This is a genomic window from Spiroplasma platyhelix PALS-1 (assembly GCF_021496725.1).
Lineage (GTDB): Bacteria > Bacillota_I > Bacilli_A > Mycoplasmatales > VBWQ01 > Spiroplasma_D > Spiroplasma_D platyhelix.
Genome location: NZ_CP051215.1, coordinates 15488 through 27946 on the forward strand (window position 1 = coordinate 15488; position 12459 = coordinate 27946).

Consider the following 12459-nt stretch of genomic DNA (forward strand, 5'->3'; position numbering starts at 1 on the left):
ACAAATTTTATTATATTTTTAGTAAATAAATGATATAATATATAAGCCATTACAACAGTTACAATTGAACTTGGTCAGGACCGAAAGGTAGCAGCCATAAGATTAAGGATTGTGTGTAGTGGTTTTTATTTACTTAAATTAAAAACCACCGAGGAAAAATATGAATAATAAAAAATATCTAAAAGTTGCTGTTAGTTTAGCTAAGAAGGCAATTAAGAATAATGATATACCAGTAGGAGCAGTTGTTGTTGATCAAAATGGAAGAATTATTGGTCGTGGTTACAATCGCAAAGAAAAAGATCAAAATCCTTTTCATCATGCTGAAGTTATTGCAATTCAACAAGCTTGTAAGCAACGCGGTAGTTGAAGACTAGAAGAATGTATTATTTATTCAACTTTAGAGCCTTGTTTGATGTGTTTAGGAACAATTTTACAAGCACGCATTAGTTGGATTGTCTTTGGTCTAGAATCAGAGAAATTTGGTTCAATTAAAACCTTAGAAAAGCTAAAAATTAATGAAAATTTTAATCATTCCGTTGGTTACACCTATGAACCAATCGCTGATAGCAAAGAAATGTTGCAAGCATTTTTTGGTCAACTAAGAACGCAAAATGGTATGATATAATTAATTGATTTATTAAAATTATGGGAGGTAATTATGAATCATAAAGCATTATATCGAAAGTATCGACCAACAAGTTTTGCCCAAGTAGTAGGGCAGAATGAAGTTACCACAATTCTAAAAAATTCAATCATGAGTAAGTCTTTTGCTCATGCTTATTTATTTTCTGGGACAAAAGGGACTGGGAAAACTTCTGTTGCCAAGATTTTTGCTAAAGCAATTAATTGCGAGCACAGTTTAAATGGTGAAGCATGCAACCAATGTCCAAGTTGTCAGATGATCAATGAAAGTCATGATGATATTGATATTTTAGAGATTGATGGTGCTTCTAATAATGGTGTCGAAGAAATTAGAAGTATTAAAAATAATGTTAGTTTATTGCCAATGAATCTAAAATACAAGGTTTATATTATTGATGAAGTTCATATGTTAACTACTGCTGCTTTTAATGCTTTATTGAAAACTTTAGAAGAACCTCCTAAACATATTGTTTTTATTTTTGCGACAACTGAACCATATAAAATTCCTGAAACAATTATTTCTCGTTGTCAGTGATTGCAATTTGAAAAAATTAGTCAAGCAGATTTAATCAAAGTCTTTAATGAAATTTTAAAAATTGAAGTAATTCCCTTTGAACCTAAAGCGCTAACAGAATTAGCTTTACTATCTGATGGATCTTTAAGAGATGGGATTAATAGTTTAGAAAAAGTTTTTAATTATTCAAGTGAAATAACACTAAAAAGTGTAAATAAACTTTATAATGTCATTTCAGTTGACAAAAAAGTTGATTTTTTAAAAGCAATTTTAAAGCATGATACTGATAAGATAATTGCAATTCTTAATGAAATTAGTATGTCTCTTTCTGATTTCAAAAAATTTCTAACTGAGATGCTTGTTTTAGTTCAAGATCTTGTGCTTTATCGTTTAACTGAGAATATTAAAATTAGTAAATATTTAAGTTTAGATCAAATCAAAAGTTTTACTATTGTTGAAATGAAAGATTTAAAAACAGTTTTAGGTTTATTTGAAAGTGTTATTGCTTTAAATCTTGATAATTTAAATTTAAGAACTTTATTGATTGCTAGAATACTAAAATTATTTGATGTTATGAAACAGTATGACTTATCAATTAAATTAGAACCAGCAAAAGAAATCAAACAAGAAATAGTAGAAAATAAGCCAGTAAAAGAAGTAACTGTTAGCCTTGATGAAAAGCCTAAAGTTGAAACACCACAAATTAGTGATACTATTCTTGATGAGGATATGTTAGCTAATGTTCTTAATGTTATTGTTCAAGCTGATAAGGATGTTAGAAAAGAAGTTAAAGAACAATGACTAAAAATTCATCAATTAATTGAAAATAATAAATTTCGAAACTTTAGCAAAATCTATTTGAATACAATAATTAGTGCTGCAAGTGCTAATGCTTTGATTATAATTTGTGATAATATTATTCAAGCTGACTTGATTAATAAGAATTTTTATTTTCAAGAGCATCGCAATTTTTTAAATTTTATTCTGACTAAAGAATATATGGTTTATGCGCTCGATAGAAAACAATGAAAGTTAGTAGGACAAAAATATCAATCTTTATTAAAAAATAATCAGTTGCCTGAAGCTAAAGCAATTGAAATTCCTGAAGTAGTTGCTAGCCAAACAACAGAAACTAAAAGTCAGACACTAGCTTTCTTACAAAACATATTTAGTGAGATTGAAGAAATATAAGATAAAATTAAATTTGAGGTGGAAATATGAATAATTTTCAACAAATGCTAAATCAAGCAAGAATGGTACAACAAAAGCATGAAAATTTTAAAAAAGAAGTTTTTGAATTTTCAAATCAAGGAGACTTAATCAAAATTACTGTTTCAGGTGCTTATAAAGTTACTTTAGATGTTAACTTTAAAACTCTTTTAGAACAATTAGATCATGATTACGAAATGCTTAATGATCTTGTCCAAGTAGCAATTAATGAAGCAATTACTGAAGTGAAGAAAAAAGAAAGTAAGATTATTGGCACTGTTTAGTGCTGGTAAATTAAATTAGTTTGATGTTGTTTATTACTTTTGAAGGCCCAGAAGGTTCGGGCAAGACTAGTGTTCTTGCTAAATTAAAAGAAAAATTTGCTAGTGAGGGCATAGAAATTACTACTACAAGAGAACCTGGTGGTAGTGTTATTTCTGAAGAAATCAGAAAGATTATTTTAAATAAAGAAAATACTTTAATGGATCCGTGAACTGAGGTTTTACTTTATATTGCTGCAAGAAGACAGCATTTAGTTGAAAAAGTTTTTCCAGAAGTTAGCAGCAAAAAAATTATTATTTGTGATCGTTTTTCTGATTCAACTTTGGCCTATCAAGGTTATGGTCGTAAATTAGATATCAATAAAATTAACGCAATTCAAGATATGGCTTTTGATAATTTTAAGCCAAATTTAACAATTTTATTTAATGTTAGTCCAGAGGTAGGTCTACAACGAATTGAAAGTCGTAATCAAAATGAAAATGATCGTTTAGATAAAGAAACGTTAGAATTTCATAATTTAGTTTATCAAGGTTATCAAGAGATTGTTAAAGATAATCCAGAGCGAATTAAAGTAGTAGATGCAAGTAAGAAATTTGATGAAGTTTTGAATGAAGTCTATCAAATTATTAAGCAATTTATTAGTACTAGTAGTTAGTTTAGAGATTTGAGGTTAGGATATGCAGCTAAAAGAAGATAATTTTTTATTGGCCAATTTAAAATTTGTTCCTCAAGTTAGTCTTTTAGACATTCCAAAAAACTTTTTTAAGGTAGCTATTGATGAATTTTTAAAAAGAATTGTTTGTTTGAAGCAGTTTTGTTCAGCTGATGATTTATGTCACAATTGTCAGAAATTAAAAGAAGATTGTTACTTTGATTTAAGTTGATACAAATTCAACAAAAGTAATTTAATGAAAAAACAGGATGTTAGCAATATCATCAACACTTTATCCTATCAAAGTTTAGAAAACAACAATCCTAAAATTTGTGTGATTGAAGAAATAGAACATTCGTCTTTAGAAGCAGCAAATGTCTTTTTGAAATTTTTAGAGAATTTGCCAGAGAACACGTTTTTAATTTTTGTTTCAACAAATATTGAGAAGGTTCTTCCAACTATTAAGTCTCGAACTCAAATTTTTAATTGATCAAATGATACAATTGAAACTTTTGAAACTGCTAATTTTGTTGAAGCAGATTTTTTACTAGTGCAAGACTTAATTAGTAGATTTATTAACCATGACAACAACAAAGAGTTTAGTAAGAATTTCTTTTTAATTAAGGAAATTGTTGAATTAAAAGAAAAAGTTGATTTATTTTTTCAGTTTTTATTATTACTAGCAGAACATAAACTTATTAGGGATAGTAATTTTACTGCCAATAGTGAGTTAAAAAATTTACTTCAAAATTGAAAAAATAATAATCAAATATTTTTAATTAATTTAATTGAAAGTATTACAAAACTAATAAATAAGTTTAGTAATACTAAAAACCTTAATTTGAATTTATTACTAAACTACTTTTTTATTACAATATATCAAGGACAAGAAAATGGATGATAAAACAAAAATATTAAAATTAAAAGTTGAAGAAAATGAAGTCGCAATTCTACAAAGAAAAGATATGTTTACTGTTTCTTTAGATACGATCTTATTAGTTAACTTTATTAAAATTAAAAATCAAACAAAAACCTTAATTGATTTTGGTACCAACAATGCAGCAATTCCTATTTTGTTAGCTAAAAAATATCCAATTGAAATTATTGGTGTTGAAATTCAAAAAGAAGCAGTTGAGTTAGCAATTAAAAATGTTGCTTTAAATAGTTTGACAAATCAAATTGTAATCTATCATGATGATATCAAAATCTATGCTCAAGAAAAGGCAAACAAAAATCAAAAAGTGGATATCATTGTTTGCAATCCACCCTTTTTTCCGGTGCTACAAAAAACTAATTTAAAATTAGATCCATTAAAAATTGCTGCAAGACATGAAATTTATATTGATTTAAATACAATTATTAGTAGTGCTGCTAAATTGTTAAAAGATAAAGGAAAACTTTTTATGATTTATAATATTGAAAGACTAGACGAATTGCTTCTTGCTTTAAAGCAGTATCAATTTGCAGTGAAAAGAATGCAAGTTGTTTACCCAAAAATTGATAAAAAAGCTAATCTTGTTTTAATTGAAGCAGTTTTTAAAACAAATGTTGGCATGATTGTTGAGCCACCCTTAATATGTCACAATCAAGATAATACTTATAATAGTGAAATTGCAAAATGATATAATAGAAATAACATTAAATAAAAGGTTGCTAAGATAATGGTTTATGTTAATTGACTAGGAAAATTAAATAAAAATTTAAAATATATCGTTGCTGTTTCGGGTGGTCCAGACAGTATGTTTTTGCTTGATAATTTAGTTAAGAATGATTTTGATATTGTTGTTGGACATGTGAATTATCACAAAAGATGAAGTAGTAATGTTGATCAAAAAATTGTTGAAGATTATTGTAAAGAACATAAGATACCATTAGAAATTAAAAATGTTAAACCTGAAGAATATGGTAAGGGTAATTTTCAAGATCAAGCTCGAGTGATTCGTTATAATTTTTTTAATGACATCGCTCATAAGTATCAAACTTATAATTTAATAGTTGCTCATCATGTTTATGATTTATTAGAAACATATTTAATTCAAAAGCAAAGAAAAGCAATTGTTTCTTATTACGGTTTGAAATTCAAAAATACTTACAAAAACTTATCAATTTATCGTCCAATGTTGGAATTAAAAAAAGAAGATATTCTCGATTATTTAACTTTATATCGGATTAAATATGGTTTTGATGAAACTAATGAATTAGAAATATATGAACGAAATAAAATTAGACAACAAAAAATTAATAAGTTAACTGATTTTGATATTAATTTAATGTTGAGTGAAATTAAAGAATTAAATAGTGAACAAGAGTTACTAAAAGATGAATTAGAAGTTATTTACAATTCTATTATCGTTAGCAATGATATATTGTCAGTTCCTGATTTTCTTAAATATAATGATAATAATTATTTACAACAAATGATTATTTATGAATTTTTATTTAATTATGATGAAGATTTAGTTTTAAAGTTAAAAAAAGCAAAGATTAAAGAAATTGTTAAGGTGCTTTCAAAATCAAAGAAACCAAATATTAGTTTTAATCTTAGTGAGGGAGCATGGTTAATTAAAGAATATAATTATGCTTACATTAGTGAGAAAAAAGAAATTAATATTTATAAATATATTGTTAAGAAGTTAGGAAACTATCATTTTAAAGAATTATCAATTTTAAGAAAAAAACCAAAAGAAAATGAAGTTCAAGCTTTATATGTTAGCAAACAGGATTTTCCTTTAACAATTAGAACCAACACTGGTACAGAAGAAATTTCTGTTAGTTTTGGAACTAAGAAAATTAATCGCTTATTTATTGATAACAAAATTCCTTATCGTCAAAGATTAACTTGACCTGTTATTGTTAATTCACAAAATCAAGTGATCGCAATTCCTGGGTTAGCAATTAGTAAAAATCATCTTGCAGAAGAGGCAAATATGTTTGTTGTTAAGCAAGATGCAACTAATTAATTATGATATCTTTATTTGCTGAATATGTAAGTAATTAGTTTATAATAATTATGATAGTCAAGAAAATTAAAAAATAAAAAAGTAGTATTTTTTATTCATTTTCGTTATATTATTATATATAGTTATTAAAAAAATAAAAAATTATGGAAAGAAATTTAATGCAGGTGAAGAATTTATAATGCAACCAAAAATGAAAATTAATTGAATGGTTATTCTTGTTCTTATTCTTTTTTTAGCGTTCATTGGTTTTTTACTTTGATACTTTTTAAAAGGTAACGTTGTTAAATTATCATCAACTGAATTGTATAATTTATTTAAAGATGGTGTTTTGCCAGGTGATACTAATCAGGTCGTCTTTAATGGTGGTCTTAGTGTTAGTTTTGGTCCCAATACATTAACTCTGAATGGTTATTTAACTGTTAACGGGAAGATGATTCATTATGCTTCAACAATAAGTAATAAATATTGAGATGATCAAATTTATGGTATGTTGCTACCAAGTGGTGCTACTGGTGCAATCGCATCTAAAGTTAATGGCTTAAAATATTGAGATTATGATAGTCAAGCAGTTTCAATTTGAAAAAATCTTTTAGTTAATTTACTACCAATTTTAATTTTAGTCTTTGGTTCATTCTGATTGATGACAAGATTAACTAAATCTAGTGGTGGTATGAGTCCATTTTCAATGGGTAAAAATCGTGCAAAAACACAAAAATCAGATACTAAATTCAGTGATGTTGCTGGAATTAAAGAAGAAAAGCAAGAACTAGAAGAAATTGTTGATTATTTAAAATTCCCACAACGTTACTCACAAATGGGTGCAAGAACTCCTAAAGGTGTGCTTTTAGTTGGGCCTCCTGGTACAGGGAAAACATTATTAGCTAAAGCAGTGGCTGGAGAAGCTGGTGTTCCTTTCTTCTCAATTTCTGGAGCAGAATTTGAAGAAGTCTTTGTTGGAGTTGGAGCTTCAAGAGTAAGAGAAATGTTTAATGCTGCTAAGAAAACTGCTCCTTGTATTATTTTCATTGATGAGATTGATGCTGTTGGTAGAAAACGTGCTTCTGCAGCAACTACTGCTAATGAACAAACATTAAACCAATTATTAGTTGAGATGGATGGTTTCCAAACAAATGTTGGGATCATCATTATGGCGGCAACTAACAGAAGAGATGTACTTGATGATGCGTTATTAAGACCAGGAAGATTTGACCGTGAAATCACTTTAAGTTGACCTGATATTAAAGAGCGTGAAGCTATTTTAAGACTACATGCAAGAAACAAGAATATTTCACCAAAAGTTAACTTCCAAAGAATTGCTGAAAGAACACCAGGATTTAGTGGTGCTCAATTAGAAAATGTACTAAATGAAGCAACTTTATTAGCTGTAAGACATAATAAAAATGTTATTGGTCTAGTAGAAATTGATGAAGCGATTGATCGTGTTGTTGGTGGACCAGCTAAAACTTCAAGAGTTATTACTGACAGAGACAAGCAAATTGTTTCTTATCACGAAGCAGGTCATGCGTTGATTGGATTAAAACTAGAACATGCTTCAAAAGTTCAAAAAGTAACAATTATTCCACGTGGTCAAGCTGGTGGTTACACTATCATGACACCAAAAGAAGAAACTATGTTCTATTCAAAAATGCACTTACTTGCTACTATTACTGGTTACTTAGGTGGTAGAGCATCTGAAGAAATTATTTTTGGTAAACCAAATGTTACTACTGGTGCCCATGATGACTTAGAAAAAGCAACTAATATTGCGAGAAGAATGATTACAGAATATGGTATGTCAGAAGATTTAGGACTTGCACAATTTGAAAATCCTCGTGATGACATGATGCCATTTGCAAAAAGTACTATCTCTAATAATATTGCAAATCGTATTGATGACGAAATTAAGCAAAATTTAGAAGAATGTTACAAAGAAGCTTTAAAAGTGATTAAAGCTAATCGTAAGACTTTAGACTTACTTGCTACTTCTTTGATGACACTAGAAACAATTACGGCAGAACAAATTGAGTATATCAACGTTCATAATAAATTGCCGCAAGAAGTTCTTGATCGTCAAAAAGAACTTGATCGTGAAAAACTTATTAAAAGTAAGGTAGACGAGCAAGCTGAAAATGAAAAAGAATCAGACGATGCTGCTGATGATTCAGATGAAACAATCACAGCAAAGCCAAAGAAAAAATAGAAAGTAGTCTGTCAGAATTTAGCAAAGCTTATAAATTCAAGCTTTGCTAATTCTATTTATTTAGGAGTTTAATAATGTTGAAACATAACTTAGTAAAAGAAATTATCATCACTGAAGAACAAATTCAAAAACGAGTTACTGAACTAGCAAAAGAAATTGAAACTTACTATCAAAATATTGAAAAGCCTTTAATTTTAATTGGAATTTTAAGAGGTTGTCTACCTTTCTTTGCTGATGTAATGATGAAATTAAATATTGAATGTACAACAGAATTTATGTATGTTGAGTCTTATTTAGGACAAACATCACCAACAATTGAACCAAGAATTAAATTTGATATTTTTGCTGACATCAAGGATCGTGATGTCTTGATTGTTGAAGATATCATTGATTCAGGCAAAACTTTAATTAAACTTGTTGAACATTTAACTCAAAAGCAACCAAAGTCAATTAAGATTCTAACTTTGTTAGATAAAAAAGCAAAAAGAATTGTTGATCTTGAAGCTGATTGATTTGGTTTTGAGGCTCCAGACCACTTCTTAGTTGGTTACGGATTGGACTATCAAGAGATTTTAAGAAACTTACCTTATATTGGAATTGCTGATCTTGAAAAAATTAAAGCATTAAAGAATAAATCATAAAAATTCATTTTTTTATGATTTTTATTTTTTTTAGATATGATAAAACTAGAAATAATTAAGTACATTTAAATATGTTAAAATTAATTAAAATAAGTAACGTTTAATTTAATTGGGGTCCAATCATGGGTATTATAGTACTGAACATTTTAAGAGGTGTGAAGAAGCGTTTGTTTCAATATATTGGGATCGCGTTGTTACTTATTATTATCGTTGCTACTATGACAGGATTATATGGTAGTTCTGATCGAGGACAAGCAGGTTTTGTAAAACTTGAAAAAAATAGTGGTACTTATGACTATCGAATCGACACCCAATTGTTGACAGATTATAAAAATAGTGATGAAGCTTTAGTCAAAGTAAAAGCTGCAATTAAAAAATCTTTCCCTACTGATTTGCCTGATTATAGTGAGATTCAAAGTCAAATTGAATCAATCACAAGTAGTAACTTACAAAATAATTCTTTGCCAAGTGGTACGCTTAATGAAAAATTAAAGCTTTATTTATTAAATTGAGGTGTCAATTATAAGGTAATTTTACTTAATGATATCTTAAATACTGAAGTAAAAAATGACCCAGCAACTACTCACTATCAAATTGATAAATCTTTTTTAAAGTCATTTAACTACAATGATAAAGAAAAGAAATTATTTTTTGCTTTTGAAGATGCTTTTTATCTTAATCCTATGCCTTTTGCTCCTGCACCTGGTCAATCAGAATTTGATTTTATGCCTGAAAGAAATGGTTCCAATGAAGTTTATCTTGTTGATGGTAGAAAGCCAACAGCAGTTGATGAAGTAGTAATTAATCCTACTTTTGCGAAAAAAAATCATATCGCTTTAGATAGTTCATATCAGTTTATTCCTGAACAAACATTAAAAGTTGTTGGCTTTGGTTACACTTATTGAGGTATTATTCCTCCGCTAACAGCAGATAATGTTGATGCTAATCCAAACAACACCACAGCAGTTTTTGCAACAAGAGAATGACTTAATGAATATTTATACAATAACAGTAGCTATCTTTCCAATTTAAGTATTCCTTTTTTCTTAAGAGTAGCAAATAAAGATGTTTTTTTTCAAGATAAAGTTGAAAGTATTTTTAATCAATTTTTTAATTTTAATTATGGTTCACTAATTATTGCGAACGGTGATGATTTAAGAAGTGGAGCAATGAGACAAAATTATAATATGCAAAACATTGTTTTTGCTTCAATTAGTTTTATTGTTTTGTTAGCTGTAATTTTTATTGTCTTATCATATGTTAAGAAAGAAATTGATTTGCAAAAGAAACAAATTGGATTAATTAAAGCTTTGGGCTACAACAACAATGAAATTAGTTTTGGATTTACTTTATTGTTTTTTATTTTGTCGATTATTTCGACATGCATTGGGTTTGCATTGGGTCTACCTTTGCAAATGCGCTTTAATTCTTTAGCTGACTTTGGGTTCTTTTTACCAATGCCACCAGTTTATTTTAGTGTTCTTGCTTTGATTTTTAGTGTTGTTGTGACAACAATAATTTTTACGCTTGCAAGTTACTTGCAAGCAACTAATAGCTTGAGTAAGGAACCTTTACTTTTAATTTATGATCGGACAACAAATACTAGTGCAAAGTGACTGGCAATTTTTAAAAAACCTTTTAATTATTGAAAATTCAAACCTAGACTAGCAGTTTCTTTTGCTTTGAAGTCAGTTGGGAAATTGGCTTTGATTTTTTTAATTTTTATTTTTGCTAGTTTTCTTTTAATGTTTGAGAATGTCGCACTTGATGTCTTTGATAGCAAAATTGATAATTTTTATAGCTTTATGAGTAAGGATGTTTACACCTATAATCCAAGTATCAATATGTATAAGTTTGATGATAGCGGTAAAATAACTGATCAAATTTATGATTGAGTACTTGAAAAAAATTTAGATTCAGAAAAAGAAATCAAATCGGATACTTTTCATATTGATACAGCAGAAAAAAAGACAAAGTTGTATGAATTGATGGCTAAGGAAAGTTATAAAGGCTACTACATCACTAGTGCTGAAATAAATTTATTGTATGAAAATACTCAAGATCCTGATGATCCTAATAAATGTATTGAGTATGTTAGAGCAGGTCATCCAGAAATTATGAGTGAAAGTGAAGCAACTTTAGTTTGTCAGGGTCTGACAAAGTTTTTTAATTTAGTTGCTGAATATAGTGGTGGCATGCAACCACTACCAGGATTTGCAATTGGACAAAATGTCCTTAATAATAATTATTATCCTAATTTAGAATTTAGATCTACTACTCCAGTTAGTTGATCAGGGCATGATCAAGGACCAATGAATGCAAAATGAATTGATGTTATTAGTTTGTATAATGATAGTAATCCTGATAACCCATTGGCATGAAAAAGTTGATTTAATTTCAAAGAAGAAAAGGGTTACGATATTGATCCAGTATTTAATAGTTCACATAATTTAAGTCAACAACAAGTTACTTATGTTGATGGATTCGGTGACACAAAAACTGAAACTGCTTACGTTATTCCAACAGTAATTTCTAAAGTTCTTGCTACTTTAAATAAATACAAAGTTAATGACCAACAGTTAGCAATTATTAATGCTAATGGTAGATTTATCCCAATAATTTTTGATATTAAAGGGATTACAACAAAAAATTTAGATATTGCAACTTCTTATATTAATATTGATGACTTAAGAAAAGCAGTTGGATATTTAAACGATCAAGGTCAACCAATTACTGATTCATTTAATAATTTTTACTCAAAAGATTCAAGTTCAATTTTTCCATTAAATAGTATCAATATTGCTCAATTAGATAATGATTATTCAATGAATGGTTTACAAAATGGTGCCAAGATGATGAATGAGATTCCAATCATCATGCCTTTAGTTAAGGATCGTTTAGGTCAAATCTTTGATTCAATTAAAACAATTATTGAAATTTCGAAATGACTGACAATTATTGCTTTAGCTTTTGTTCTTATTATTATTGTCAACATGATTTTAGATAACAATTTAATGATTATTGCGATGATGAAAGCGTTAGGTTACCGTATTAATGAAATTAATTTATTAATTATTGGTTCCTATATCTTTACTTTAATTTTGGCTTTTATTCTTGGTAGCATATTCTCTTATCTTATTTGAGGAGTGATTCTTTGAATTGTTGCCAAATTGACAAGTACAATTTTTCTTTTGCCAATTAGTGCTTTAACAATCTTTTTATCATTTCTTTTAATTTTTGTTGTGATTATTATTGGTTACATTGTTGGTCTATACTTTATTAAATTTAAACCAGTAAGTAGTTTATTGCAATCAGATTAATTAATATTATAATTTTTGCTATAATTAAATTATAATTTT

10 protein-coding genes and 1 other RNA gene are annotated in these 12459 nt (G+C 27.8%); all 11 read left to right on the forward strand.

Annotation, left to right across the window (positions count from 1 at the left end):
* Positions 1 to 38 precede the first annotated feature (38 nt).
* An RNA gene (gene ffs, locus SPLAT_RS00060) (signal recognition particle sRNA small type) lies at positions 39 to 135 on the forward strand.
* A gap of 25 nt (positions 136 to 160) precedes the next feature.
* Positions 161 to 625: a nucleoside deaminase gene (locus SPLAT_RS00065; RefSeq protein ID WP_168105048.1), complete on the forward strand. Its 465-nt coding sequence runs from the start codon at positions 161 to 163 to the stop codon at positions 623 to 625.
* Positions 626 to 658: 33 nt separating this feature from the next.
* A complete protein-coding gene (gene dnaX / locus SPLAT_RS00070; RefSeq protein ID WP_168105049.1) occupies positions 659 to 2347 on the forward strand; it encodes a DNA polymerase III subunit gamma/tau in 1689 nt (562 codons plus the stop codon).
* Positions 2348 to 2373: 26 nt separating this feature from the next.
* The gene (locus SPLAT_RS00075; protein ID WP_168105050.1) at positions 2374 to 2649 is read left to right on the forward strand and encodes a YbaB/EbfC family nucleoid-associated protein; all 276 of its coding nucleotides are present in this window, start codon (positions 2374 to 2376) and stop codon (positions 2647 to 2649) included.
* Positions 2650 to 2672: 23 nt separating this feature from the next.
* Positions 2673 to 3302, forward strand: coding sequence for a dTMP kinase (gene tmk, locus SPLAT_RS00080; RefSeq protein WP_168105051.1), 630 nt, complete (start codon positions 2673 to 2675; stop codon positions 3300 to 3302).
* A 22-nt stretch (positions 3303 to 3324) separates the two neighbouring features.
* Positions 3325 to 4203 carry a hypothetical protein gene (locus tag SPLAT_RS00085; protein ID WP_168105052.1) on the forward strand — a complete coding sequence of 293 codons (879 nt, stop codon included), beginning with the start codon at positions 3325 to 3327 and terminating at the stop codon, positions 4201 to 4203.
* On the forward strand, positions 4193 to 4945 hold the full coding sequence (locus tag SPLAT_RS00090; RefSeq protein ID WP_168105053.1) for a tRNA1(Val) (adenine(37)-N6)-methyltransferase: 753 nt from the start codon (positions 4193 to 4195) through the stop codon (positions 4943 to 4945). The genes SPLAT_RS00085 and SPLAT_RS00090 overlap by 11 nt, the downstream gene beginning before the upstream one ends.
* Before the next feature lie 15 nt (positions 4946 to 4960).
* Positions 4961 to 6259, forward strand: a complete 1299-nt coding sequence (tilS, locus tag SPLAT_RS00095; RefSeq protein WP_168105054.1) for a tRNA lysidine(34) synthetase TilS — start codon at positions 4961 to 4963, stop codon at positions 6257 to 6259.
* A gap of 178 nt (positions 6260 to 6437) precedes the next feature.
* Positions 6438 to 8459 (forward strand): ATP-dependent zinc metalloprotease FtsH, encoded by a 2022-nt coding sequence (gene ftsH / locus SPLAT_RS00100; RefSeq protein ID WP_235083223.1) that lies wholly within the window; start codon positions 6438 to 6440, stop codon positions 8457 to 8459.
* 74 nt (positions 8460 to 8533) lie between these two features.
* Positions 8534 to 9100 (forward strand): hypoxanthine phosphoribosyltransferase, encoded by a 567-nt coding sequence (gene hpt, locus SPLAT_RS00105; RefSeq protein WP_168105055.1) that lies wholly within the window; start codon positions 8534 to 8536, stop codon positions 9098 to 9100.
* Positions 9101 to 9222: 122 nt separating this feature from the next.
* Positions 9223 to 12420 carry an ABC transporter permease gene (locus SPLAT_RS00110; RefSeq protein WP_168105056.1) on the forward strand — a complete coding sequence of 1066 codons (3198 nt, stop codon included), beginning with the start codon at positions 9223 to 9225 and terminating at the stop codon, positions 12418 to 12420.
* Positions 12421 to 12459 lie beyond the last annotated feature (39 nt).